Here is a 25,703-nt window from a genome sequence, read left to right on the forward strand (position 1 = left end):
CGCCACGTGGCAGCCGCAATCGAATTCCAGCTTGGTCTGGGGTGGGGATTGGCGAGCGCAGCCGGTGACGTCGACGCAACTCTTGTCCGCCGAGACGGTTGTCACTGCGTTGAGGCGTCACGAGCCAGCGGGTGCAGATGTATCCCAACACTGACCTCTTCACGACTTATGCAAGGTCGTACGAAGCCCGTCGCGAGGCGGAGATGTCCCTCCAGGACTATCTCGAAGGGTGCCGCGACGATCCCATGATGTATGCCAGCGCGGCGGAAAGAATTCTCGCCGCGATCGGCGAACCAGAACTCCTCGACACGTCCCGGGATGCGCGCCTCGGCCGCATCTTCATGAATCGGACGATCCGGGCCTATCCGGCCTTCGCCGAATTCTACGGGATGGAGGAGACGATCGAGCGGATCGTGTCCTACTTCCGTCACGCCGCCCAGGGGCTGGAGGAGCGCAAGCAGATCCTCTATCTCCTCGGCCCGGTCGGCGGCGGCAAGTCTTCGCTCGCGGAACGCCTGAAGGCCCTGATGGAGGTTCATCCCATCTACGTGCTCAAGGCCGGCGACGACCTGAGCCCGATCTTCGAGAGCCCGCTGGGATTGTTCGATCCCGAGCAGATGGGCAAGGTCCTGGACGAACGCTACGGCATCCCCCGGCGCAGGCTCACCGGGCTGATGAGCCCCTGGTGCCTCAAGCGCCTCGACGAGTTCGACGGCGACATCTCGCGCTTCAAGGTCGTCAAGGTGAACCCTTCCCGGCTGCGCCAGATCGGCGTGTCCAAGACGGAGCCCGGCGACGAGAACAACCAGGACATCTCGTCCCTGGTCGGCAAGGTCGACATCCGCAAGCTGGAGCACCTGTCGCAGAACGATCCCGACGCCTACAGCTACTCCGGCGGCCTCAACCGGGCCAACCAGGGCATGCTCGAATTCGTCGAGATGTTCAAGGCGCCGATCAAGATGCTGCATCCCCTGCTCACCGCGACGCAGGAGGGTAACTATGTCGGCACCGAGAACATCGGGGCGATCCCGTTCCAGGGCATCGTCATGGCCCACTCGAACGAGGCCGAGTGGCAGACCTTCAAGACCAACAAGAACAACGAAGCCTTCATCGACCGCATCTACGTCATCAAGGTGCCTTACTGCCTGCGGGTGACCGAAGAGCAGAAGATCTACGAGAAGCTGATCCGCGGCTCGGAGCTCGCAGGCGCTCCCTGCGCCCCGTTCACGCTGGAGATGCTGGCGCGCTTTGCGGTGCTGTCGCGCCTGCGCGAGCACGCCAACTCCAACATCTTCTCCAAGATGCGCGTCTATGACGGCGAGAGCCTGCGCGAGGTGGATCCGCGCGCGCGCTCCCTGCAGGAGTACAAGGACTCGGCCGGCGTCGACGAGGGCATGGACGGGATCTCGACCCGCTTCGCCTTCAAGGTCCTGGCCGCCACCTTCAACCACGACACCACCGAGATCGCCGCCGACCCGGTGCATCTCATGTACGTGCTCGAACAAACGGTGAAGCGCGAGCAGGTGCCGGAAGCGGTCGAGAAGCGTTATCTCGAATTCGTGAAGGCCGAACTGGCTCCGCGCTATGCGGAGTTCATTGGTCACGAGATCCAGAAGGCTTATCTGGAGTCGTACCACGACTATGGTCAGAACCTCTTTGACCGCTATGTCGACTATGCGGACGCCTGGATCGAGGATCAGGACTTCAAGGATCCCGACACCGGACAGCTTCTCAACCGTGAGCTGCTCAACCAGGAGCTCACCAAGATCGAGAAGCCGGCCGGCATCGCGAATCCGAAGGACTTCCGCAACGAGGTCGTCAAGTTCGCGCTGCGTTCGCGGGCGAGCCACGGCGGCAAGAACCCCTCCTGGACCAGCTACGAGAAAATCCGCGACGTCATCGAGAAGCGGATGTTCAGCCAGGTGGAGGAGCTTTTGCCGGTGATCAGCTTCGGGTCGAAGAAAGACTCCGACAGCGAGAAGAAGCACGCGGACTTCGTCGCCCGCATGACCGAGCGGGGCTACACCGAACGTCAGGTCCGACGATTGGTCGAATGGTACATGCGAGTGAAGCAGGCCGGGTAGGGCGCAGCCCTCATCGAGGCCGGTTCCTGACCCCGCCTATCCGGGCCAGGAACCGCCCCCCGGCCAGAGCGGAGCGAAGATGCACATCGTCGACAGACGCCTCAACCCGGGAGGCAAGAGCCTCGGAAACCGCCAGAGATTCCTGCGCCGGGCGCAGTCCCTGGTCCGCCGCGCGGTCCGCGACCAGTCGCGAGACAGGTCCATCAAGGACATGGGCGAGGGCGGCGAGGTCTCCATCCCGGTCGACGGGGTGAGGGAGCCGGCGCTGCGCCGCTCCACGTCGGGCGGCCTGCGCGAGCACGTGCTGCCCGGCAACAAGCACTTCACCGAAGGCGACACCATCCCGCGCCCCTCGGGCGGGGGAGGGGGCGGCGGCTCCGAGGGAGCCGAGGAGGGCGGCGGCGAGGACGATTTCCGTTTCGTCCTGTCGCAGGACGAGTTCCTCGACCTCTTCCTGGAAGACCTGGAGCTTCCCGATCTGGCCAAGACGCGCGTCGAGGACCTGGAGAATCCCTCCTGGCGCCGGGCGGGCTACTCCACCTCCGGCTCGCCCGCGAACCTGTCGCTGACGCGCACCCTGCGCAACAGCCTGTCGCGGCGCATCGCCCTCAACCGCCCGAAATCCGAGGAGATGAAGGAGATCGAGGAGGAGATCGCCCGACTGGAGGCGCTCGGCGACGAGCCCGAGCGGGTCGCGGTGCTGCGCCTGAAGCTCGAGGGACTGGAGCGCCGGCGCAAGCTCATCCCCTTCGTCGATCCGATCGACCTGCGCTATCGTCAGTTCGCGCCCTATCCCAAGCCGGTCGCCCAGGCGGTCATGATCTGCCTGATGGACGTGTCGGGCTCCATGACGGAGCACATGAAGGATCTGGCCAAGCGCTTCTACGCGCTGCTCTACATCTTCCTGAAGCGCCGCTACCGGCATGTGGACCTGGTCTTCATCCGCCACACCCACACCGCCGAGGAGGTCGACGAGGAGACCTTCTTCCACTCCACCGAGACCGGCGGCACGGTGGTGTCGACCGCCCTGGAGGAGATGCTGCGGGTCATCGCCGAGCGCTACCGCCCGGAGGACTGGAACATCTACGCCGCCCAGGCCTCCGACGGCGACAACGCGCCCAACGACAACGACAAGACCGTCGGCCTGCTGCAGAACCGCATCCTGCCGATGATGCAGTACTTCGCCTATCTGGAGGTGAAGCCCGAGGACGAGCCGATGTCGCTGGGGCTCACCTCGCGCGCCAGCGATCTCTGGCGCGCCTATGAGGCGATGCAGGATTCCGCCGTCAAGGACGCCAGCGCGCGCTTCGCGATGCGCCAGGTGCGCCACCGGCGGGACATCTTTCCGGTGTTTCGTGAGCTGTTCCGCCGCCGCGGCGAGGGCGCCTCGGCGGAGCGTGTGGGGGCTGGTTCATGACCATGCACATCATTCCGAAGCCGCTGCTCTTCCATGGGGGAGACTGGGACTTCGACACGATCCGGCGGATCTACGACGCCTGCGAGCGCATCGCCGTGGGCGAGCTCGGGCTCGACGTCTATCCCAACCAAATCGAGACCATCACGGCCGAGCAGATGCTGGACGCCTATTCGTCCTCCGGCATGCCGCTCTTCTACAAGCACTGGAGCTTCGGCAAGCACTTCGCCCATCACGAGGCGGTGTACCGGCGCGGCTATGGCGACCTCGCCTATGAGATCGTCATCAATTCCAATCCCTGCATCAGCTACATCATGGAGGAGAACTCCGCCACGATGCAGACGCTGGTGATCGCGCATGCGGCGTTCGGGCATAACCACTTCTTCAAGAACAACTATCTGTTCAAGCAGTGGACCGACGCGGACGGCATCCTGGACTATCTCGACTTCGCCAAGACCTACATCTCCGACTGCGAGGAGCGCTACGGCCACACCGCCGTGGAGCGCCTGCTCGACGCCGCGCACGCCCTCAACAGCCAGGCGGTGCACCGCTATCCGCGGCGCTCCAAGCCCGATCTGCGCTCCGAGGAGCGCCGCGCCCGCGAGCGCCGCGCCCATGACGAGCAGATGTTCAACGACCTGTGGCGCACCGTGCCCCGGACCGAGAAGGCCCGCACCGGCAACCTCGACGAGGAGCGCCGCCGCGCGCTGCTGCAGCTGCCGCAGGAGAACGTGCTCTACTTCCTGGAGAAAACGGCCCCCAAGCTGGCCCCGTGGCAGCGCGAGATCCTGCGCATCGTGCGCAACGTCGCGCAGTATTTCTATCCGCAGCGCCAGACCAAGGTGATGAACGAGGGCTGCGCCACCTTCGTGCACTACAAGATCATGAACCGCCTGCACGAGCAGGGCATGATCGACGACGGGGCCTATTTCGAGTTCCTGAAGTCGCACACCAACGTGACCTTCCAGCCGAAATACGACGACCCGCGCTATGGCGGCCTCAACCCCTACGCCATCGGCTTCGCCATGATGCGCGACATCGAGCGCATCTGCGAGGAGCCGACCGAGGAGGACCGCCAGTGGTTCCCGGAGATCGCCGGGACGGGCGACGGCATGAAGACGCTGCGGGGCGTCTGGGAGAACTACCGCGACGAGAGCTTCCTGCTGCAGTTCCTCAGCCCGAAGCTGATGCGCGAGTGGCGCATGTTCCACGTCGTCGACGATCCGGACCGGCCCGAGCTGCGGGTCGACGCCATCCATGACGAGCGCGGCTACCGCCGCATGCGCCGCGCCTTGGCGCGCCAGTACGACGTGGCCTGGATCGACCCCGACATCCAGGTCGTCGACGTCGACCTCGCCGGCGACCGGCGCCTGATCCTGCACCACAACGTCGTCAACCGGCTCCTGCTCGAGCCCGAGGACGCCAGCCGCGTGCTCCAGCACCTCGCCGACCTGTGGGGCTATGACGTCCTCCTCAAGGAAGTCGACGCCTCCACCGGCATGATCCTCAAGGAACACCGCGCCAGCGCCCAGCCGCTGGGCCGGTGAAGCCCTCGCCCGGCCCTCTCCCCGTTCCGGGGCGAGGGCCGGCCGCGGCCCTTCCCCACACCCCACCCCCGTCATCCCCGGCGCGGCCGAAGGCGCGGGAAGGGGATCCAGAAAAGTCGGGCGAAGGGCGACCCTGATCCAACCCTCCTGGATCCCCGTCCCGGCGCTGCGGGCCGCCGGGGATGACGCCCTTCTCCCCGGCACGGGGAGAAGGTGGCCCGAAGGGCCGGATGAGGGGCCGGACGGCGGCAGGACGCGCCGCCCCGCTTGACAGACGGAGAAAATTCCTATAGCCCTGTCCATGCTCCGGTCCACGGAGGGGCGTCTGCAGCGTGACGGATGTGGACCGGGGGCGGCGGCCGTCAAAGCCGGGCTCACGACCCGGTCGAGGCGGCGGACGAAAGACAAGGTCCGACCAGCGACAACGCGAAGGGGCTGAAAGCGCCCCGGGATCTTCCTTTAATCCTCCAACGCTGGGCGCGGAGCGGCGGGGCCTGGCGGCCTCCCGGCTTCCACTCTACCCACCCCACTCGCCGTGGGGTCCCCAGCGACGCTGCTCCGCGCCGCCCTCCACCTATCTCTCCGGGCCGAAAGGCCGCGGAGCTATCCGCGCGTGCCCTTCTCCCCGGCACGGGGAGAACGCAGCCGAGCGCAGCGAGGTCGGATGAGGGGCCGAAATCCAGCCAAGCCCCGCCGCCCCTCACCCCAGCCCTCTCCCCGTTCCGGGGCGAGGGGGCCGGCACCGGTCCTTCCCGTCATCCCCGGCGCGCCGCAGGCGCGGGAAGGGGATCCAGAAAAGGCCGGGCGAAGGGCGCCCCTCGCCAAACATCTCTGAAGCCCCGGCGCTGCGCGCCGCCGGGGACGACGGGCGAGCGAGGAACGAACGCCGTCGGGTGAAGCCGCGCGGGCGGACGCCTGAATTTCAGGCGTACCGAAATGGGACGCCATCGCAATGTTGCCGCAGATGCGGCGGAAGATTCCAGGGTCGGTGGGACGGGGGTTCCATGAGGATCGGCTTCAGCCGGTCGCGTTCGGCAAGTCGATCTTCTGCCGTGTGGGAGAAGGTCCATGGAATATCGCGAATTCGACAAGCTGCGCGACGTCGCTGACGTGCGGGTCGCAGCGCGGCCGGTGATGACCCGCCGCGAGCGTCTCGAGCGATGGGCGACCCTGCTGGAGCAGGATCCCGCGCGCAGGTTGCGCTCGCTCGGGGAGATCGAGACCAAGACGCCGGCCGAACGGGTGCAGATGCGCTCTCCTGATTCGCCGCTCACGATCGCGTTCGAGGATCCGATGCTGCGGGCCGAAGGCCTCGCCAGCGACCGGCTCGGCGACGCCATCGACTTCTTCTCGCTGGCGGAGGACGACGCTCACCGGCTGCTTTGCTCCTGCATGAACGGCTGGACCATGTCGGCCGGCAAGGTGGCGCGCGGCGTGCGGTCGATCGCCGACCCCGACACGCGGCTGCAGTCGGTGGCGTGGGTGGTCGCCGGCGGCCTCGTGGCCACGCCCGTGCTCATGTACCTGTTCGGCTGATCCGGCCGGACCAGGACACGTCGGAGGAGCGCCTCCAAACGAGCGCGGTCGCATGCCGCGCATGCGCATCGACTGGCCGGGCCGCCGCTGGCGTCCCGGTCGCTCCCGCACGCTTGGATCTCCCGCTCGCGTGACGCGTTGGTCGAAGCTCAGCGAGATGGAGGAGACCCAATGGCCGCCCAGAGTTCAGGGACGCAGAAAGCCGCGTCGCTCGGAAAGTTCACCGTGGAGCCGAGCGACGACGGTTTCCGCATGAGGATCGAGACGCACGCCGGCGAGGTGATGGACGTCATCGCCACCCGCGACCAGGTCGACGTCATCGCCGACGCCCTGGACGATCTGCTCGCGGCTTCCGAGGAAGACGACGAGGCGGCCGAAGACTAGCGCCCGCGCCCCGGCCCTTGGGCCGGGGCCGCTCAGCCGTCGTTCTCGGCGTTCAGGTTCTCGGGGCGCATGCCCTCGTCCCGCACGCCGACGGGCCGCAGGCGGACTCCGGGGCCGTTCTCGCCCAGGAATTCCACGCCGGCCGCGTCCAGGGCCTCGACCAGGCGGCGCGCGGCCGCCGCGTCAGGGCTGAGCGTGGCTCCGCCCTGCGCCTCGATTTCGCCCAGGGCCTCCAGGCTGATCCCCGCGCGCTCGGCGGCGTCCTCCCGGGAGAGGCCGGCCAGCACGCGCGCGGCCCAGATCTGGTTGCCCGTGAACATGGCCCTGATCTTCTCAGAAACGGACGGTGGCGTTTTCACCGCCATTCGGCCGTTCCCCGGTCGTGACCGCTTTGACGTATCCATAGGCGTACAACATCGTGCTCGAAGGGCTGTCCCAGTATTCGGCGATTTCGACCTTCACCTTGATCAGGGCGATTTCAGGGTCTTCCGCGCCCTTGGGAAACCAGACGCGCAGGCCCTCCGTCCAGAGCTCTTTCGCCTTGGCGGCGTCCTGGACGACCTCGGCGGTCCCGGCGATCGAGACGTAATGCTGCTTGTTCTCGTCCGAATAGGTCAGCAGCACCTGCGGGTCGCGCCTGATCTCGGCGATCTTGGGCGAATCCGCGTCCGAGAAGAACCACAGATGCCCGTCGAAATTCACGGTGTTGGTGCCCATCGGGCGGGCGTGCTGGCGTCCGTCGTCGCCGCGCGTCGCCATCATGGCGATGCGGGCGTCCTTGATGAGGTCGAGGACCTTGTCCTTCGCGGCCTGATCGGTTCTGGTGTCCATGGCGGTCTCCCGTCTTTCGTCGTGTTCCGGGTCTCGGCCGACAACCCGCCCCGCCGTGGTACGGTTCCGCCCGGGCCCGCGACCCGTCGCCCCGGCGGCGGCCAGGGTCCGCCAGGGCGGCGATGGCCGTCGAAATGCGCTAAGCAGGGCCGCGGGGGCGCGACAGACACGTTGAAAACGAGGGATTTTCCATGGGTGACATGATCCGGCTCACGGCCGCCGACGGCGTGACCATCGACGCCTACAGGGCCGCGCCGTCGGGCGCCCCCAAGGCGGGCGTCGTGGTCCTGCAGGAGATCTTCGGCGTCAACGACCATATCCGCCGCGTGACGGACGGCTTCGCCGCCGAGGGCTACCTGGCCATCGCGCCGGCCCTGTTCGACCGGGCGCAGCCGCATGTGGAGCTGGGCTACGGCCCCGACGACATGAAGCAGGGCATGGAGATCCGCGCCCGCACCACCCTGGACGGCGCGCTGGCGGACGTGGCGGCCGCCGTGAAGGCGGCGTCGGAGGCCGGCAAGGTCGGCGTGGTGGGCTATTGCTGGGGCGGCTCGCTGGCCTTCCTGGCCGCGACCCGGCTCGCCGGCGTCAGCGCCGCCGTGGGGTACTATGGCGGGATGATCGCCTCGCATCTCGACGAGATCCCGAAGGCGCCGACGATTCTGCACTTCGGCGAGAAGGACAAGCACATTTCCCAGGACGACGTGCGCAAGATCCAGGCGGCCTTCCCGCACATGTCCGTGTTCGTCTACCCGGCCGACCATGGCTTCAACTGCGACGCGCGGGGATCCTACGACAAGCCCTCGGCGGATCTCGCCCGGGCCCGGACGCTGGAGTTCCTCGCCGACAAGCTCGCCTGAGCGCCCGCCCGGTCAGCCCTGGCGGGCGGACCAGATCAGGCCCCCGAAGGCGACGAGCGAGACCGCCGCGACCCCCAGGAAGGCGGCCGGGTATCCGCCCAGCGCGCCCAGCGCGAGGCCGAACCCGGCCGGCCCGACCACATAGCCGACGAAGGTGATCAGCGTCGCCCCGGCCGTGGTCTCGCCGACCCGCCCTTGCGGCGAGTGGCGCGCCACCTCGGCGAGGTGAACCCCGTTCCAGCTGGACACCGTCACGCCCGCCACGCCGGCCAGCAGCAGCAGCGCCCAGAACGGCCAGGCGGCGGAGGCCGAGGCCAGCGCCAGCATGGTGGCGCAGGCCGAAACGGCCGTGAACCGCAGCGTCGGCATGCCCGAGCCGAGGCGGTCGGACGTCCAGCCCAGCAGCACTCGGCCGAACACGCCCGTCGCCTGCATGACGGCGAAGACGAGGCCGGCCTGGGCGAGGCCGTAGCCCAGCCCCACCAGCCAAGTCACCGTAAAGGCGAAGAGCGATCCCTGCCCGATCGCGAAGCAGCACCCGGCCAGCGTCAGGCCGCGCAGGGGAGGGGACGACACCACGAGCCGCAGCGGCCGCAGCATGTTGGCGGGCGACAGCAGCACGGAAGGCCCGATCGGCTGCCCGGCGTCCCGGTCCACGTCGATCCGCTCCCGCAGCGGCTGGACGAGCAGCACCGTGGCGAGCGGCAGGAGCGCGACCACCAGCAGCGCCGCGCGCCAGTCCATGAGGCCGACGAGCCAGGGCAGAGCGAGGCCGGCCAACACGCCGCCCAGCGGCACGCCCGCCTGCTTCAGCGAAAAGATCAGGGTGCGGTGCGCAGCCGGCGAGTGGCGCAGCAGGATGTCGCTCCCGGCCGGCGCCGAGGGCCCGTAGCCGAGCCCGAGCAGCAGGCTCGCCCCATAGGCGGCGGCCCACCAGGGCGGCGTGAGCAGCGCAAGGCCCACGCCGCCGAGCAGCAGCCCGATCTGCAGCGTCCGGATCGGGCCGAAGCGCCGGATCAGCGGGTGGCCGATCGCCAGAAAGAGCATCGAGCCCACCGTCCCCACCGACGAGATCGAGCCGATCGCCTCGGGCGACAGCCCAAGCGAGGCGGTCAGCACGGGCGCGATGGTCGGGATGAGGCGCAGCAGAAAGGAGCTGGCGGTCTGGATGCCCAGGGTCGCCGCCAGCGGCCAGACCCACAGGAACGCGTCCGGCGACCGCGTGGCGGGCGCGGCGGCGGCGGCCTCCTCGCCGCTCATGCGGCGGAGCCCGGCTCCCCGGGCGCGCGCCGCCCCCAGGCCACGAATGCGCCGTTGCGGAAGCCCTGCTCGGCCTTGCCGTAGCGGAACGAGCCGCCGTCCGGCGCGACCACGTCCCCGCCGGCCGAGGCCAGCACGGCGTGGCCGGCGGCCGTGTCCCACTCCATGGTGGGGCCGAAGCGGGGATAGACGTCGCCGTCGCCCTGCGCGATGAGGCAGAATTTCAACGCCGACCCGGCGGCCAGCGTCCTGGCGCAAGGCCGCTGCGCCAGGAAGGCCTGGGTGTCCGGGTCGAGATGGGAGCGGCTGACCAGCGCGGTCACGCCATGATCCGGTACGGGCCTGGCCGACAGCTCGCGCCGCTCGTCGGTGGGCGGGAGCGCCTCGCCCGGCGCCACCGTCATGACCTGCGCGCGTCCGCCGCCGCCGATCCACAGCAGGCCGCCCGCCGGCTGGTAGACCGCGCCGGCCACCGGCCGGCCGGCCGCGATCAGGCCGATATTCACCGTGAACTCGCCATTGTGGTCGAGGAACTCGCGCGTGCCGTCGAGCGGGTCGACGAGCAGGAAGTCCTGCCCGCAGCGGGGGATGTTGCCGGCGCTGGCCTGCTCCTCCGAGAGGATCGGCGTTCCGGGCATCAGCGCTTCGAGCGCCGGCAGGATGACGGCCTCGGCGGCGAGGTCGGCCTCCGTCACCGGGCTGCCGTCGGCCTTGGCCTTGCCCGCCGCATGGCAGGCGTAGTGGCGCATGATCGGCGGCCCGGCCGTGACGGCGATCGCGCCGAAGGCTTCGGCGAGCCCGAACAGTGCGCTGGAGGAGAGAGGGCTTTTCGGCCCCGCCTTGTGGATCATCGCGAGCCTCACGCCTGATCGTTATCGCATCGGCGTGAAGGAGGGGAGCCTAATCGCGCGGAGGGTCCAGCGTGGCGCGCATCGCTGCCGCGTCACGCAGACGGGACGCCGGGCGCGCCGGCGCCGGTCTGAGGTCAGAAGATCAGCTCGGGATCGTCGATCAGCGGATCCGGGTTGGCGAGCTTCACCAGGGCGTCGCGGTCCTGGATGCGGATCGTCCTGCCCTGCACCTCGACGCCGTGGCGCGTCAGGGTGGCGAAGTTGCGCGACAGGTTTTCCGGCGTCATGCCCAGACGCGCCGCCAGGGTGCGCTTGTCGAAGGGGATGTCGAACTCGGGCTTGCCGCCATGGCCGGTCTGCTCGCGCAGGATCCAGTTGGCTAGGCGCTCGACGCTGGTGCGCAGCTTCTGGCTCTTGAGCTCCTTCACCATGCCCCGATACGCCCCGGCGATCTCGTCGGCGACGGCGTTGGCGAAACCGATGTCCGTCCTCATGGTCGAGACCACGATTTCGGCCGGGATCATCAGGATCCGCGAGCTCTCGAGCGTGCGCGCCGCCGTCAGCAGCGGCTGCTGCCGGACGAGCGCCGCGAGCACGAAGGTCGTGACGGGCCTGAGCACGCCGACCGTGGTCTCGCGATCGTCATGCCGGGCGAACAGCTCCACCGACCCGTCCAGCACGATGTGCAGGAAGTCCGGCGACAGCCCACGCTCGAACAGCGTCACGTGTGGCGGGAACCGCTGAAGGAACGCTGGCTGGATGAGAGCGTCGAACCTCTCGTCAGCCATGTCCTTGAACAGCGGCAGTGTTCTGATGTTTTCAGCGTCTACGCTTCGCACCCGGCGCCCCTTGTGGTTTTTCGGGGAAGCAATCGATAATCAAGGCTCTTGTCAACAATGAAATTCAGGGATTTGCATGAGGGTTATGGCTGCTGCGACGAATGTGTACGCCGTGAGACGGACCGATCATCTCCTGCAGACTTCATTTGACCTATGCAGATGCATTGGATTTCTCTTGTTGACCTCCCCTCGTTTATCTCTGGCCCGCTCCTTTGTTATATTGGATGCTCATGCATGACCGAGGTTGTGCGCCGCAAGACATGCAGAAACATGTCACAACGCAGATCGGATAAGAAAGTTCCCGTCCGAGTTGCAGATCTAAGAAAAAAGCGAGATTCACGATGAAGCCCAGCACGCAGCCCAACGCCGCTCCCATCGGGGTCCTGACCGTCTCGGACCGCGCCAGCCGAGGCGAGTACGAGGACAAGGGCGGCCCGGGCGTGGTCGCGGCGTTGTCGGACATCATGGCGAGCCCCTGGCGGGCGGTGATGCGCGTGGTCCCGGATGAAAGGCCCGCGATCGAGGCGGCGCTGCGCGAGCTCGCCGATTCGCAAGGCTGCAGCCTCATCCTCACCACGGGCGGGACGGGGCCGGCCTCGCGCGACGTCACGCCGGAGGCCACGGAAGCGGTCTGCGACAGGCTGCTGCCCGGCTTCGGCGAGCTGATGCGCACGGCCAGCCTGCGGGAGGTGCCGACCGCGATCCTGTCCCGGCAGATCGCCGGCACGCGCGGCGCGGCGCTGATCGTCAACCTGCCGGGCAAGCCCTCCGCCATCCGGACCTGCCTCGACGCCGTCTTCCCGGCCATTCCCTACTGCATCGACCTGATTGGCGGCGCCTATCTGGAGACGGATCCTGCCGTCTGCCGGGCGTTCCGGCCCAAGGCTTGATCCCGTCCTTGACTTTTCGCGGTGCAACATGCATATGAGGCAGCGAACGTCGGCTATCGGCGAAACAGGCTGCGTGTACGGATCCCTTGCGATCCGACCTGCCGACCGTCTGGGTTAAGCTTCACCTCGAAGCCGTAGCCCTGGGCTTTCAACAGACATCCCTGAACACGCGGGGCGTCCTCCGACCGAACGATCTCTCATGATCGTCCGGGCGTGAGAGTCCGACTCTCCCACAGATCTCCGTTCCAGGATGAATCCTTGACTCTCTTTTCCGACATGGGCCTCGCCCAGCCGCTCCTCGACGCCCTCAAGGCCGAGGGCTACGAGACCCCCACTCCGATCCAGGCCCAGGCCGTACCCCAGGTGCTCCAGGGCCACGACCTCCTCGGCATCGCCCAGACCGGCACCGGCAAGACCGCAGCCTTCGCGCTGCCGATCCTGCACAGGCTCGCCGCCAACCCCAAGCAGACGCCCCGCAAGGGCTGCCGCGTGCTCGTCCTCAGCCCGACCCGCGAACTGGCCAGCCAGATCGCCGAGAGCTTCCGCGTCTACGGCAAGTTCACCAAGCTCACCTCCACGGTGGTGTTCGGCGGCGTGCCGGTGAACCGTCAGATCCGCGAGATGGCCAACGGCGTCGACGTGCTCGTCGCCACCCCGGGCCGCCTGCTCGACCTCTGCAACCAGCGCGCCGTCGACCTCTCCAAGATCGAGGTCCTGGTGCTGGACGAGGCCGACCAGATGCTGGACATGGGCTTCATTCATGACATCCGCAAGCTGATCGCCATGGTTCCGGCGCAGCGCCAGAGCCTGTTCTTCTCCGCCACGATGCCGCGCGAGATCGCCGACCTGGCCGACCGCCTGCTGAAGAACCCCGTCAAGGTGTCGGTCGCTCCGGTGGCCACCACCGCCGAGCGGGTCGACCAGTCGGTCATGTTCGTCGACACGGCCCACAAGCAGGCGCTTCTGCACCTGCTGCTGACCAACCACCCCGAGATCGACCGGGCGCTCGTCTTCACCCGCACCAAGCATGGCGCGGACAAGGTGGTGCGCAAGCTGATCGCCTCCGGTCACGCGGCCGCCGCCATCCACGGCAACAAGAGCCAGAACCATCGCGAGCGCGCCCTGGGCGAGTTCCGCGCCGGCCGCTCGCGCCTGCTGGTGGCCACCGACATCGCGGCCCGCGGCATCGACATCGACGCCGTCAGCCACGTCATCAATTTCGACCTGCCGAACGTGCCGGAGAGCTACGTGCACCGCATCGGCCGCACGGCCCGCGCCGGCGCCGCCGGAATCGCGATCTCGTTCTGCGACCGCGAGGAGCGGGCCTTCCTGCGCGACATCGAGCGGGTGACCCGCCAGAAGGTGCCGCAGGCGGAACTGCCCGCCGGCCTGGCCGACGCGGCCGCCGAGGAGGCCCGGCGCTCCGCCGCGGCCCCCCGCGAGGAGCGCCATCGCGACGAACGCGCCGTCAACCAGCGCAACGGCCGCGGCGGCCCGAACCGCAACGGTCGCCCGGGCGGCCAGCCCGCCCGCAACAGCCGCTCCGCCGGCCAGCCCGGCCGTCCGGCGCAGGACCGCGCCGAGCAGCCGAGGGCTCAGGAGCCGCGCAGCGCCCGTCCGGCCCAGGGCCGTGACGAGCAGCGGCATCGCCCCGCCCAGGAGCAGCGCGGCGCCGACCAGCGCGGCGGCCAGCGCCACGGCGCCGAACCCCGGCGCGACGGCCCCGATGGAGCCAGGGCCTTCGAGCTCTGGGGCACGGGCGCCGCTCCCAAGCGCAACCCGCGTCCGCAGGGCGGCCAGCCGCGCCGCGAAGGCCGGCCCAGCAGCCGCTAGGCTCGACTGAGACTTCGCTCTCCCGTTAAGGCGGGAGAGCGCCGAAGGGGTGGCCATGGGCCGCCCCTTTTCGCGTTTCAGGGCGCGAACCAGCGCTCGGGCCCTCGGTCCTGGCGTGCTCTGCGGTGCGTTTCGACTAACATGTCAGTTGACGGGGCGTCTGAACCGGTTAGGGTTGGGGCAGGATGCGGCCGCCTCGCCGCAGGCGGGGGCGTTTTTCCAAGACTGTGAGACAACGGCCAGGCCCGGCTCGACCCGGATGGCCGGCGACCGATACAACCCACCACAATCGACGACAAAAAAGATCCTGGGGAGGACCTTCGATGAACAAGCCCACTTTCGGCGACCTGTCGCGTCGCAGCCTGCTGAAGACTACGGCCGCCGCCGCCGCCGTGGGCGTCATCGGCGCCCCCGCCATCGTGTCTCGCGCCAACGCGCAGTCGAAATTCGACTGGAAGCGCTTCAAGGGCGAGAAGATCGACGTCATGATGGTGAAGAACCCACGGTCCGACCTGCTCCAGGCGGCCGAGAAGGAGTTCACCGCGCTCACCGGCATCGAGGTCTCGTCCGAGCAGATCCCCGAGCAGCAGCAGCGCCAGAAGGCGATGATCGAGTTCACGTCGGGTCGCCCGACCTTCGATGTCGTGCTGCTCGCCCTCCACGTCCAGAAGCGCCTCGCCTACAAGGGCAAGTGGGTGGACGACCTGCGGCCGCTGATCTCCAACCCGGAGATGACCAACCCGGAGTTCGACCTCGCCGACTTCGGTTCGGCGGGCATGAACTTCGCCACCCAGGCCGACGGCGCGATCACCACCATCCCGCATTTCGTCGATTTCTGGATGCTCTACTACAACAAGGAGATGTTCGCCCAGAAGGGGGTCGAATATCCCAAGTCCATGGACGAGATCATCACGGCGGCCGCCAAGCTGCATGATCCGTCCAAGGGCGTGGCCGGCTTCGTGTCGCGCGGCCTGAAGAACGCCAACATCCCGGTCTGGACCAGCTGGCTGCTCGGACAGGGCCTGGAGACCATCGATCCCAAGACCGGCAAGCTCAACACCGACGGCCCCGAGGCGGTCTGGGCGGCGGACTTCTACCGCAAGCTCAACAAGGACTACGCCCCTCCCGGCACCATCGGTTTCAATTGGAACGAGTGCCAGACGACCTTCGCGCAGGGCCGCGCCGCCATGTGGCTGGACGGCATCGGCTTCGCCACGCCGCTGGAGGATCCCACCAAGTCCAAGATCGTCGGCAAGGTCGGCTACGGCGTCACGCCGCCCGGCCCCAAGGCGCATCACTCGGCCATCTTCTGCGACGGCATGGGCATCGCCCAGGCCTCCAAGAAGAAGGGCGCCGCCTGGTACTATATCCAGTGGGCGACCAACAAGGAGAACCAGCTGGCCATGCTCAAGGCCGGCGCGGGCGCTCCCGGCCGGCAGTCGCCGTTCAAGGACCCGGAAGGCACCAAGTCGAAGACCTTCGCCAAGGACTATTTCGACTGCATGGCGGAGTCGGGCAAGATCGGCCGTCCCGGCCTGCCGCAGATCATCCCGGTCACCGAGTTCCGCGACATCTTCGGCGTGGCGCTCACCAACACCCTGTCGGGCGCCGACTCCCTCACCGAGCTGAAGAAGGCCACGGAGACGTTCAAGCCGGTGCTCGAGAAGTCCGAGCAGGGTTGAAAATCAGGGCCGCCCGGCCGCAAGGCGGGGCGGCCCCGACCTGGACCGCGGGCCTCCGGCTCGCATCCCGGGGACGGCGGTGAGAATGCGAGCCCGCAGGCTCGCGGTCCGGGGAGGCCGCCGCGCTCCTGGACAGCACGAGAGAGCGTTCATGAACGAGACCACGGCCCCCGCCGCTCTCCCCAGCACCGTCGCGGCGACGCGCGCGGCCACGACGCCCAGCGGCAAGCCGCACGATTTCTCGCGCAAATACTGGGTCTTCGCCGTCCCGGCGGCGGTGATCATCTCCGCCGTGATCGTCTTCCCCTGGCTGTTCACGATGTTCATGTCCGTGCAGGACTGGAAGATCGGCGGCGGGGTCGACTTCGTCGGACTGGACAACTTCCGCACGCTGGCCAACGACAGCCGCTTCCGCGAATCGCTGTGGATCACCTTCTATTTCACGGTGCTGGGCGTGGTGCTGCCGGTGTTCCTCGGCACCGCGGCGGCGCTGGTGTTCCACAAGGAATTCCCGATGCGCGGCCTGCTGCGCACCGTCTTCGTCATGCCCATGATGGCGACGCCCGTCGCCGTCTCGCTGGTGTGGAAGATGATGTTCCACCCCCAGCTCGGCGTGCTGAACTACCTGTTGTCGCTGGTCGGCATCGGCCCGTCCGAATGGGTGTTCAACCCCAACACGGTCATCCCCACGCTGGTGATGGTCGAGGTCTGGCACTGGACGCCGCTGGTGATGCTGATCGTTCTCGGCGGCCTCGCGGGCCTGCCCAAGGAGCCCTACGAGTCGGCCGTGATCGACGGCGCCAACGGCTGGCACATGTTCCGCTACATCACGCTGCCGCTGCTCTGGCCCTTCATCATGATCGCGCTGATCATCCGCACGATCGACGCCTTGAAGGCCTTCGACATCATCTTCGTGATCTCCGAAGGCGGCCCCGGCACGGCCTCCGAGACGCTCAACATCTTCCTCTATCTGCAGGCCTTCCAGTTCTACAAGATCGGCTACGCCTCCGCCGTGGTGGTGATCTTCTTCGGCATCATCGTCGCGCTCAGCCTGCTGCTGCTCTACACGCGGCAAAAGTCGAAGTGGAACGCGTGATGGCGGACTGCAAGGCTTCCGATCTCCATCTCTCCGCCGTCATCCCCGGCGCGCCGCAGGCGCGGGAAGGGGATCCAGCGCGACGCCCGGCGTTAGGCCCGATCCCCGTCCCGGCGCTGCGCGCCGCCGGGGATGACGCCGATGGAAACGTCACTCGCTCGCCCGGAGCACGCCCATGAGCGCCGCCGTCGGCTCCAACCGGCTCACGCCGAAGAACATCCTCACCAAGGCCGCCTTCGGGTTCTCGGTGTTCCTGCTGGTGTCGCCGGCCATCCTGGTCTTCCTGTGGATGCTGTCGCTGTCGTTCAAGAACGAGGTCGACAACACCGCCTGGCCGCCGGTGTTCATCCCCAACCCGCCGACGCTCGCCAACTATGTCGAGGTCTTCGCGCGCAACAACTTCCTGCTCTATCTGTGGAACTCGATCCTGGTCACCGGCGGGGCCGTGCTGGTGGGGCTCGTCGTCGGCGTGCCGGCCGGCTACGGCATCGCGCGCTCGAAATCGGCCAAGTTCGCGATCCTCATCCTGATCGCCCGCATGACGCCGGCGCTGTCCTACCTGATCCCGCTCTTCATGGCGTTCCAGTGGCTGGGCCTGGTCGGCACCATCCCGGCGCTGATGATCACGCATCTCGTCATCACCATCCCGATCATCGTGTGGATCATGATCGGCTATTTCGAGAACATCCCGACCGAGCTGGAGGACGCCGCGCTGGTGGACGGCTGCTCGCCCTGGCAGAGCTTCCGCTACATCGCCTTCCCGCTGGCCAAGCCCGGCTTGGTGGTGGGCGGAATCCTGGCCTTCATCTTCTCGTGGAACAACTTCATCTTCTCGGTGGTCCTGGGCGGCAAGTCGACCCGGACGCTGCCGGCCGCCGTCTACAACGTGCTCACCTTCGAGCAGGTCTCATGGGGCCCGCTGGCCGCCGCGGCGCTGCTGGTCACGCTGCCGGTCCTGCTGCTCACCGTCATGGCCCAGCGCCAGATCGTCGCCGGCCTCTCCGCGGGAGGCCTGAAGGACGGATGATCGACGCCGCGAGGCCGCGTGGCCTTCGCGGGCGCTTCACCAACATGTCAGTCATCGCCGGCTGAGCGCTCGGCGGTTCGGAATCAGGAGATCCTCATGCAGCCATCGCAAACCCGCTTCGGCCTCTCGGTCGCGCTTTCGACGCCGTTCCGTCCCGACGCCAGGGTGGATCTCGGGCGGCTCGCCCGCCACGCCGCCTGGGTGCTGGACAACGGCGCCGGCAGCGTCACGCTCTGCGGCACCACGGGCGAGGGCGCCTCCATCGGGTTGACGCAGCGGGCCCAGATGCTGGGCGCGCTCCAGGGCGCGGGGATCGCGGCCGACAGGATCCTGGTCGGCGTCGCGTCGGCGTCCCTCGACGAAGCCGCCGCCCAGGCCCGCATGGCGCTCGACGCCGGCTGCCGGGGCCTGCTCGTCGCGCCCGCCTTCTACTTCAAGGGCGTGTCTGACGACGGGATCTTCGCCTGGTTCTCGCGCCTGTTCGAGCGCACCCCCGGCGTGCGCGACGTGTTCCTCTACCACATCCCGTCCGTCACCGCGGTCGGCCTCTCGGCCGAGCTGATCGGCCGGCTGCGCAAGGCCTTTCCGGCCGTGATCGCGGGCGTCAAGGACAGCTCCGGCGACGCCGCCAACACCGCGCGCCTCCTGGAGCAGCACGGCGACCTCGCCATCCTGGTCGGCGACGAGCGCCAGCTCGCCGGCGCGGTGCGCAAGGGCGCGCAGGGCACCATCTGCGGTTGCGCCAACTTCATGCCGGACGTCCTCGCCCCGGTCGCCAACGAAGGCCGCGACGACCCGCGCGTGAAGGCGGTCGTGGACCTCGTCTGCCAGTACCCGGTGATGTCGGCCGTGAAGGCGCTGATCGCGCATCGCACCAACGACCCGGCCTGGCTGGAGGTCTGCCCGCCGCTGGAGCCCCTCACGGCCCAGCAGACGCGCGACCTCACGGCCGGCTTCGACCGCATCGTCGGCGCCAAGGCGGCGTGAAGGGTCCGGAGGCAGCGTGATGGACCGGGCGCAGGAGGATCGGGAGCCGCTGAAGCTGCGCGAGCGCGCCTATGACGCGTTCACCCAGCATCTGCTGGCGCGCGACATCCGGCCCGGCCAGTTCGTCTCCCAGCGCGAGCTGGTGGAGCTCACCAGCCTGCCGCTGGGGGCGATCCGCGAGCTGATCCCGCGGCTGGAGGCCGAGGGCCTGATCCGCACCGTGCCCCAGCGCGGCATGCAGATCGCCCATATCGACCTCACGCTGATCCGCGACGCGTTCCAGTTCCGCCTTTGCCTGGAGAAGGAGGCCGTGTCGCTCTTCGCCCGCACGGCGAGCGAGGCGACGCTGCGCGAGCTGCGCGCCGCGCATGAGGACATCCTGCGCCGCGCCGCCGACGAGATCACGCCGGCCCTCGTGGCGGAGGCGCAGGCCGTCGACTGGGGCCTGCACGACACGGTCATCGACGCCCTCGGCAACGAGATCATCTCCAACGCCTACCGGGTCAACTCCATCAAGATCCGCCTCATCCGCGAGGAGCGGGTCCGCATCCTGGACAGCCTGCTCGTTTCGGTGATGCACGAGCATCTGCGCATTCTCGACGCCTTTGAGGCGCGCGATCCGGCGGCCGCCGTCGCCGCCGTGGAGGCCCATATCGCGAGTTCGCGGGCGAGAGCCATCGGCATGTAGCCAAGATCCGGGAGCCGCGCCGCCAGAGCCCGGCCCCGCCATACGGGAGGAGAGACCATGACCAGGATCACCAGGCGCGCCTTCACGGCCGCCACGCTCGGGGCCGGCGCCGCCGGCGTGTTCATGCCGGCCATCGGCGCCCGCGCCCAGGCCGTCGTGCTGCGCTGGGGAGACGGCCAGGCCCCCAACCATCCCTCGCCGATGAGCGCGGAGCGCGCCGCCAAGGACGTCAAGGAGAAGACCGGCGGACGCGTCGACATCCAGAGCTTCCCGGGCGGGCAGCTCGGCGGTTCGCGCGACATGGTCGAGTCGGTCTCCAGCGGCGCGCTCACCATGGTGACCGAGGGAGCGGCGCTGCTGGGCCAGTTCGTGCCGCAGCTCTCCATCATCGAGGCGCCCTATCTCTGGCGCGACGCCGACCACCTGTCCAAGGCCCTCAACTCGCCCCTGATGGACGAGCTCAACAAGGTGCTGGTCGAAAAGCGCGGCATGCGCGTGATCGCGCCGACCTATTACGGCAAGCGCCACCTCACCACCGGCTCCAAGCCGGTGAAGACCGCCGACGACATGAAGGGCTTCAAGCTGCGCGTGCCGGAGGTCGACACCTTCAAGGCCATGGCGGAGGCCTGGGGGGCTAAGCCCACCCCGCTCAACTTCAACGAGCTCTATCTGGCGCTGTCGCAGGGCGCGGTGGACGGGCAGGAGAACCCGTTGCCCACCCTGCAGAGCGGCAAGCTCTACGAGGTCCAGAAATACCTCGTCCTCACCGGCCACATCATCACGCCGCGGCTCGTCATCGTGAACGAGGCCGCCTGGCGCAAGCTCAGCGACGCCGACCGCGAGGTGGTCCAGCAGTCGATCAAGGCGGCCTCCGAGTGGCAGGACAAGGAGATCCTCGGCCAGGAGGCGAACCTCACCGCCACCTTCCAGAAGGCCGGCATGACGGTGATCGAGCCGGACCTGGAGAGCTTCCGCAAGCCGGTGCTGGCCACCGTGCCGCAGAAATTCGAGGCCAAGTGGGGCAAGGGCCTGTGGGACCGCATCGCGGCCATGTGAGGCGACGGCGCCCCGTTTCCGCCTTCCCGGCGCGCCGAGCGCCGGGAAGGATTCCAGACCGCGCATCCTTCGTCCCCGTCCGCAGGCCTTCCATGCTCCAGCGCCTCCCCGGCCTCATCGACCGCGCCCTCGCGCTCGCCTCCATGGCGGTCGTGGCGCTGCTGCTGATTTGCGTGCTGCTCGGGGTGTTCACCCGCGCGGCCGGCGAGCCGCTGATCTGGACCGACGAGGTCGCCCGGCTGCTGATGGTGTGGCTCGCCTGCCTGGGCTGGACCCTGGCCAGCCGGCGGCGCTCCCACATCCGGGTGCGTTACTTCCTCGACAAGCTGCCGCTGTCCTGGCAGCCGCAGGCCGAGCGCGTCATGCAGGCCGCGATCGTGCTCTTTGGCGTGCTGACGACCTGGTACGCGGCGGATCTGGTGGAGCGGAACTGGGAGATCGAGGCGACGTCGCTCGCCTTCTCGATCTCGTGGATGTATGTGCCGCTCGTCCTGGCCGGCGTCGCCACGGCGGCGCAGGGCGTGGCGGAGGCGCTGCGGCCCGAGCACCGGGCGCCGCCCATGAGGGCCGCGGCCGGCATGGACGACGTCGCGCCCGTCACGCCGGCCGGCAAGGGTGTGGAATGACCCAGCTCATCGCCACCATCGCGGCGGTCTGGTTCGCCTCCATCCTGATCGGGATGCCGCTCTTCGCCTCGATGGGGCTGGCGGCCTTCGCCTTCGTGCACTTCGCCGGCCTGTCGGACTCCATCGTCCCGCAGAAGATGGCGCAGGCGATGAACTCCTTCCCGATCGTGGCCGCGCCGCTCTTCATCCTGATGGGCAACATCCTGGGCGCGGCCAAGATCACGGACCGCATCGTCGCCTTCGCCAGCGCGCTCATCGGCTGGCTGCGCGGCGGCTACGCCCACGCCAGCATCCTGGCCAGCATGATCTTCGCCGGCATGGTGGGCTCGGCCGTGGCCGACGCCGCCGGCTCCGGCGCCATCGAGATCCGCTCCATGCGCCGCGCCGGCTACAAGCCCGAGACCGCGGCGGCGATCACGGCGGCGGCCGCCACCATCGGGCCGATCATCCCGCCGAGCCTGCCCATGGTGATCTACGGCGTCACCGCCGACGTCTCCATCGGCCGGCTCTTCCTGGCGGGCGTGGTCCCGGGCGTCCTCATGGGCCTGTCGCTGATGGCCATGGTGGCCGTCGTGGCCCGCCGGCAGGGCTTCGCGCGCCAGAAATTCCAGGGCTTCCGCCGCATCGGCCGCACTTTCCTGGACGGCTTCTTCGCCCTGATGGCGCCGGTGCTGCTGCTGGGCGGCATGTTCAGCGGCGCCTTCACGCCCACCGAGGCCGCCGCGGTGGCGACGCTCTACGCCCTCGTCCTGGGCCTCTACGTCTACCGCACGCTGGAGTGGCGGCAGATCCCCGAGCTGATGGTCGACGCCGCCGAGACCATGGGCCTCGTCGCCGCGCTCGTGATGGTGGCGGGCGCGCTCGGCTGGTGCATGTCGATCTCGCGCGTGCCGCAGACGCTGTCGCCCTTGATCGTCGCCACGATCAGCAGCCCGATCGTGTTCCTGCTGGCCTGCAACCTGATCCTGCTCGTCGTCGGCTGCTTCATGGAGGCGCTCGCCGCCATGCTGCTGCTGATCCCCATCATGGTCCCGGCGGCGCATTCCTTCGGGGTGGATCCGGTCCAGTTCGGGCTGATCATGATCTTCAACCTGATTCTCGGCACCATCCACCCGCCCATCGGGGTGGTGCTGTTCGTGGTGTCGCGCATCGCGGGGATCAGCTTCGAGGCGATGTCGAGGGCCATCCTGCCCTGGCTCGTGCCGCTGCTCGTGGTCCTCCTCGCCATCACGATCTGGCCGCCGCTGACGACGGCCCTGCCGAACCTGCTGATGGGCAAATAGGCCGGCGGCTCAGGCCCGCTCCAGCGCGACCTCGTTCAGCCGGCACGCCGACTGGTGCGCCGGACCGACCTCCAGCAAGGGCGGGCGGCCCTCGCGGCAGACCTCCATGGCCCGGGGGCAGCGCGGGTGGAAGTGGCAGCCGGCCGGCGGGTGGAGCGGGGAGGGGATCTCGCCCTTCAGGGCCGTGAAGCGCCTTTTACGGACGTCGAGGCGCGGGACCTCGGCCAGCAGCGCCTGCGTGTAGGGGTGGTTGGGGCGGGAGAAGAGCTCGTCCGCCGGCGCCAGCTCGACGATGCGGCCGAGATACATCACGGCCACGCGGTCGGCGATGTGCTCGACCACGCCGAGATCATGCGAGACGAACAGGTAGGTGAGATCAAGATCCCGCCGCAAGTCCATGAAGAGATTCAGCACCTGCGCCTGGATCGAGACGTCGAGGGCGGCGACCGCCTCGTCGCAGACCAGCACCTTGGGCTGCACGGCCAGCGCCCGCGCGATGCCGATGCGGGCGCGCTGGCCGCCGGAGAACTGGTGCGGATAGCGCCCCATCACGGCCGGGTCCAGCCCGACGCGGGTGAGCGTCTCGGCCACATAGTCCCGCCGTTTCGCGGCGGTCACGAGGCCGTGCACCATCGGGGCCTCGCCGACGATCTCCTCGACGCGCATGCGCGGATTGAGCGAGGCCATCGGGTCCTGGAAGATCATCTGGATGGCGAGGTCCGCCTCGCGCCGCCTCGGCCCGTCCAGCTTGGCCACGTCCTGGCCCCGGTAGCGGATGACGCCCTCGGTGGGGTCCATGACGCCCGCCGCCATGCGGCCGAGCGTGGACTTGCCGCAGCCGGATTCGCCCACGAGCCCCAGCACCTCGCCGGGGCGGATGTCGAGGCTGACGCCGTCGACCGCCCGCACCACCTGGTCGCGCAGGCCCGCGCCCAGCAGGTTGGCGAATTTGCCGGCGAGATCGACCCGCTTCACGAAGCGCTTGGACACGCCCTCGATGCTGACGATGGGCTCGATCATGCGGCGACCCCTTCGGCCGCCAGCGGATGGATGCAGCGGAAGGCGCGCTCGCCCGGCTCGGAGAAGAGCGGCGGGGCCTCCACCCGGCAGGCCGCGTCGGCGCGGGGGCAGCGCGGCGCGAAGGCGCAGCCCGGCGGCAGGTTGGCCAGCGACGGCGTCATGCCGGGAATCTGCGCCAGCGGCGACCCGCGACGGTTGCGGCTCGGTACCGAGCCGATGAGCCCGGCCGTGTAAGGATGGCGCGGCGCGTCCAGCACCGGATCGACCGGGCCGACCTCGACGATGCGACCCGCATACATCACCGCGACCCGGTCGGCGAGGCCGGCCACCACGGCGAGGTCATGCGTGATCCACACCAGCGCGGTCCCGGTCTCGGCGCAGAGCTGCTGCACCTCGGCGAGGATCTGCGCCTGGATGGTGACGTCGAGCGCGGTGGTCGGCTCGTCGGCGACCAGCAGGGACGGCCCGTGCAGCAGCGCGATCGCGATGGCGACGCGCTGGCGCATGCCGCCCGAAAACTGGTGCGGGTAGCTGGTCAGCCGTTCCTGCGGCGACGGGATGCCGACGCGGGCCAGCGCCTGGGCGGCCCGGTCGCGCGCGGCCTTCTCCGACACGGGCTCATGCGCCCGGATGGCCTCGATCATCTGGGTATCGACGCGCAGCACCGGGTTGAGGGTGGTCATCGGATCCTGGAAGATCATCGCGATCCGCCGGCCGCGCAGCCGGCGCAGCTCCCGCTCCGGCAGCCCGACGAGCTCGCGCCCCTCGAACTGGATCGAGCCCGCCGTGATCCGCCCCGGGGCGTCGATGAGGCCCATGACGGCGAGCCCGGTGACCGACTTGCCGGAGCCGGATTCGCCCACCAGCCCCAGCACCTCGCCGCGGTTCACCGTAAGGCTGACGCCGTCCACGGCCTTCACCACGCCCTCGCGCGTGCCGAACGAGACGGCGAGGTCGCGCACCTCCAGGACGGGGGTCATCGGTTCAGCCTCGGATTCAGCACGTCGCGCAGGCGGTCGCCGACGAGGTTGATGGCCACGATGGCGACGACGAGCGCCACGCCCGGATAGGTCGAGATCCAGTACTTGCCGGAGAGAAGGTAGTCGTAGCCGTTCTTGATCAGCAGCCCGAGCGAGGGCTCGGTCACCGGCACGCCGACGCCCAGGAAGGAGAGCGTCGCCTCCAGCGCGATGGCGTGGGCCACCTGCACGGTGGCGACCACGATGAGGGGCGGCAGGCAGTTCGGCAGCAGGTGCCGGAAGACGATGCGGCTGCGCGGCAGCGCCAGGCAGCGCGCCGCCTCGATATAGTCGCGCCCGCGCTCCACCAGCGCCGAGCCGCGGACCGTGCGCGCGTAATAGGCCCACTGCACGATGACGAGCGCGATGATCACCTTGTCGATGCCGCGCCCCCAGACCGCCAGCAGCACCAGCGCGATCAGAATGGCCGGGAAGGAGAGCTGCAGGTCCACCACCCGCATCACGAGGTTCTCGACCCGGCCGCCCGCATAGGCGGCCGCGACCCCGATCGAGGCGCCGATCGTGCAGGCGAACAGCGTGGAGACGACCCCGACGAAGAGCGAGATGCGCAGCCCGTACAGGATCGCCGACAGCATGTCGCGGCCCTGCTCGTCCGTGCCCAGCCGGTAGACGAAGCCGGCGGCCGCCTGGGAGCCGGGCGCGAGCGTCCCGTCCATGATGTCGAGCTGGGCGAGGTCATAGGGGTTCTGCGGCGCGATCCAGGGCGCCGCCAGGGCGAGCGCCAGCAGCAGCGCCAGGAGGCCGACGCCCACGAAGGCGAGCGGCGTGTCGAAATAGGCCGCGGCGCGGCGCCTCGCCAGGCTCTCGCCGCGCTCGATGCGCTCGGGTGGGATGGCCGCCGCGGGCGGGCCCAGCACGTCCGTCATGGC

General features: G+C 68.9%; 24 protein-coding genes. 16 read left to right on the top strand and 8 right to left on the bottom strand.

Translation table 11 applies throughout. From position 1 onward, the window contains the following. Positions 1-137: 137 nt before the first annotated feature. The 5 genes from ABEG18_RS03850 to ABEG18_RS03870 all read left to right on the top strand — a co-directional run bounded on the left by ABEG18_RS03850 (position 138) and on the right by ABEG18_RS03870 (position 6,965). A complete protein-coding gene (locus ABEG18_RS03850; protein ID WP_406856776.1) occupies positions 138-2,084 on the top strand; it encodes a PrkA family serine protein kinase in 1,947 nt (648 codons plus the stop codon). 79 nt (positions 2,085-2,163) lie between these two features. After that, positions 2,164-3,501: a YeaH/YhbH family protein gene (locus ABEG18_RS03855; RefSeq protein ID WP_406856777.1), complete on the top strand. Its 1,338-nt coding sequence runs from the start codon at positions 2,164-2,166 to the stop codon at positions 3,499-3,501. Then, positions 3,498-5,045: a SpoVR family protein gene (locus tag ABEG18_RS03860; RefSeq protein WP_406856778.1), complete on the top strand. Its 1,548-nt coding sequence runs from the start codon at positions 3,498-3,500 to the stop codon at positions 5,043-5,045. The genes ABEG18_RS03855 and ABEG18_RS03860 overlap by 4 nt, the downstream gene beginning before the upstream one ends. A 1,068-nt stretch (positions 5,046-6,113) precedes the next feature. Further along, positions 6,114-6,581: a hypothetical protein gene (locus ABEG18_RS03865; RefSeq protein ID WP_406856779.1), complete on the top strand. Its 468-nt coding sequence runs from the start codon at positions 6,114-6,116 to the stop codon at positions 6,579-6,581. Between the two features lie 171 nt (positions 6,582-6,752). Next, positions 6,753-6,965: a hypothetical protein gene (locus tag ABEG18_RS03870; RefSeq protein ID WP_406856780.1), complete on the top strand. Its 213-nt coding sequence runs from the start codon at positions 6,753-6,755 to the stop codon at positions 6,963-6,965. A 32-nt stretch (positions 6,966-6,997) separates the two neighbouring features. Here the strand turns inward: ABEG18_RS03870 and ABEG18_RS03875 are convergent, their stop codons facing one another. Together ABEG18_RS03875 and ABEG18_RS03880 are read right to left on the bottom strand one after the other, a co-directional pair. After that, positions 6,998-7,285: a helix-turn-helix domain-containing protein gene (locus ABEG18_RS03875; RefSeq protein ID WP_406856781.1), complete on the bottom strand. Its 288-nt coding sequence runs from the start codon at positions 7,283-7,285 to the stop codon at positions 6,998-7,000. 13 nt (positions 7,286-7,298) lie between these two features. After that, the gene (locus ABEG18_RS03880) at positions 7,299-7,796 is read right to left on the bottom strand and encodes a pyridoxamine 5'-phosphate oxidase family protein (RefSeq protein ID WP_406856782.1); all 498 of its coding nucleotides are present in this window, start codon (positions 7,794-7,796) and stop codon (positions 7,299-7,301) included. Between the two features lie 191 nt (positions 7,797-7,987). On the opposite strand from ABEG18_RS03880, the gene ABEG18_RS03885 reads away from it, so the two are divergent. Continuing rightward, the gene (locus ABEG18_RS03885) at positions 7,988-8,656 is read left to right on the top strand and encodes a dienelactone hydrolase family protein (RefSeq protein WP_406856783.1); all 669 of its coding nucleotides are present in this window, start codon (positions 7,988-7,990) and stop codon (positions 8,654-8,656) included. 12 nt (positions 8,657-8,668) lie between these two features. On the opposite strand, the gene ABEG18_RS03890 is transcribed toward ABEG18_RS03885, so the two are convergent. From ABEG18_RS03890 to ABEG18_RS03900, 3 genes are all read right to left on the bottom strand, one after another. After that, entirely contained in the window at positions 8,669-9,916 is a 1,248-nt protein-coding gene (locus ABEG18_RS03890) for an MFS transporter (protein WP_406856784.1), read from the bottom strand. Then, the gene (gene cysQ, locus ABEG18_RS03895) at positions 9,913-10,779 is read right to left on the bottom strand and encodes a 3'(2'),5'-bisphosphate nucleotidase CysQ (protein WP_406856785.1); all 867 of its coding nucleotides are present in this window, start codon (positions 10,777-10,779) and stop codon (positions 9,913-9,915) included. The genes ABEG18_RS03890 and cysQ overlap by 4 nt, the downstream gene beginning before the upstream one ends. A gap of 122 nt (positions 10,780-10,901) precedes the next feature. Continuing rightward, on the bottom strand, positions 10,902-11,555 hold the full coding sequence (locus ABEG18_RS03900; RefSeq protein WP_406856786.1) for a helix-turn-helix domain-containing protein: 654 nt from the start codon (positions 11,553-11,555) through the stop codon (positions 10,902-10,904). Positions 11,556-11,947: 392 nt separating this feature from the next. Between ABEG18_RS03900 and mog the strand changes: the two genes are divergently transcribed. From mog to ABEG18_RS03950, 10 genes are all read left to right on the top strand, one after another. Then, on the top strand, positions 11,948-12,496 hold the full coding sequence (gene mog / locus ABEG18_RS03905) for a molybdopterin adenylyltransferase (protein ID WP_406856787.1): 549 nt from the start codon (positions 11,948-11,950) through the stop codon (positions 12,494-12,496). 258 nt (positions 12,497-12,754) lie between these two features. Then, positions 12,755-14,329 (top strand): DEAD/DEAH box helicase, encoded by a 1,575-nt coding sequence (locus tag ABEG18_RS03910; protein ID WP_406856788.1) that lies wholly within the window; start codon positions 12,755-12,757, stop codon positions 14,327-14,329. Positions 14,330-14,652: 323 nt separating this feature from the next. Further along, entirely contained in the window at positions 14,653-16,011 is a 1,359-nt protein-coding gene (locus ABEG18_RS03915) for an ABC transporter substrate-binding protein (RefSeq protein WP_406856789.1), read from the top strand. A gap of 151 nt (positions 16,012-16,162) precedes the next feature. Then, positions 16,163-17,107, top strand: a complete 945-nt coding sequence (locus tag ABEG18_RS03920; RefSeq protein ID WP_406856790.1) for a carbohydrate ABC transporter permease — start codon at positions 16,163-16,165, stop codon at positions 17,105-17,107. Between the two features lie 289 nt (positions 17,108-17,396). After that, positions 17,397-18,134 carry a carbohydrate ABC transporter permease gene (locus ABEG18_RS03925; RefSeq protein WP_406858526.1) on the top strand — a complete coding sequence of 246 codons (738 nt, stop codon included), beginning with the start codon at positions 17,397-17,399 and terminating at the stop codon, positions 18,132-18,134. A gap of 96 nt (positions 18,135-18,230) precedes the next feature. Further along, positions 18,231-19,121: a dihydrodipicolinate synthase family protein gene (locus tag ABEG18_RS03930; protein WP_406856791.1), complete on the top strand. Its 891-nt coding sequence runs from the start codon at positions 18,231-18,233 to the stop codon at positions 19,119-19,121. A 19-nt stretch (positions 19,122-19,140) separates the two neighbouring features. Continuing rightward, positions 19,141-19,809 (top strand): GntR family transcriptional regulator, encoded by a 669-nt coding sequence (locus tag ABEG18_RS03935; RefSeq protein ID WP_406856792.1) that lies wholly within the window; start codon positions 19,141-19,143, stop codon positions 19,807-19,809. A 57-nt stretch (positions 19,810-19,866) separates the two neighbouring features. Beyond that, positions 19,867-20,865: a sialic acid TRAP transporter substrate-binding protein SiaP gene (locus tag ABEG18_RS03940; RefSeq protein ID WP_406856793.1), complete on the top strand. Its 999-nt coding sequence runs from the start codon at positions 19,867-19,869 to the stop codon at positions 20,863-20,865. A gap of 92 nt (positions 20,866-20,957) precedes the next feature. Then, positions 20,958-21,491 (top strand): TRAP transporter small permease, encoded by a 534-nt coding sequence (locus ABEG18_RS03945; protein ID WP_406856794.1) that lies wholly within the window; start codon positions 20,958-20,960, stop codon positions 21,489-21,491. Beyond that, the gene (locus ABEG18_RS03950) at positions 21,488-22,774 is read left to right on the top strand and encodes a TRAP transporter large permease (protein ID WP_406856795.1); all 1,287 of its coding nucleotides are present in this window, start codon (positions 21,488-21,490) and stop codon (positions 22,772-22,774) included. Before ABEG18_RS03945 ends, ABEG18_RS03950 begins: the two co-directional genes overlap by 4 nt. A gap of 9 nt (positions 22,775-22,783) precedes the next feature. Here ABEG18_RS03950 and ABEG18_RS03955 read toward each other — a convergent pair whose 3' ends face one another. The 3 genes from ABEG18_RS03955 to ABEG18_RS03965 are packed head-to-tail and all read right to left on the bottom strand — an operon-like array spanning position 22,784 to position 25,700. After that, complete coding sequence (locus ABEG18_RS03955) at positions 22,784-23,794, bottom strand: ABC transporter ATP-binding protein (protein WP_406856796.1); 1,011 nt, start codon at positions 23,792-23,794, stop codon at positions 22,784-22,786. Next, a complete protein-coding gene (locus ABEG18_RS03960) occupies positions 23,791-24,774 on the bottom strand; it encodes an ABC transporter ATP-binding protein (protein ID WP_406856797.1) in 984 nt (327 codons plus the stop codon). The genes ABEG18_RS03955 and ABEG18_RS03960 overlap by 4 nt, the downstream gene beginning before the upstream one ends. Further along, positions 24,771-25,700 carry an ABC transporter permease gene (locus tag ABEG18_RS03965; protein WP_406856798.1) on the bottom strand — a complete coding sequence of 310 codons (930 nt, stop codon included), beginning with the start codon at positions 25,698-25,700 and terminating at the stop codon, positions 24,771-24,773. The genes ABEG18_RS03960 and ABEG18_RS03965 overlap by 4 nt, the downstream gene beginning before the upstream one ends. Positions 25,701-25,703: the final 3 nt, after the last annotated feature.

The sequence above is a fragment of the Alsobacter sp. KACC 23698 genome (genome assembly GCF_045348435.1).
Classification (GTDB): domain Bacteria; phylum Pseudomonadota; class Alphaproteobacteria; order Rhizobiales; family Beijerinckiaceae; genus Alsobacter.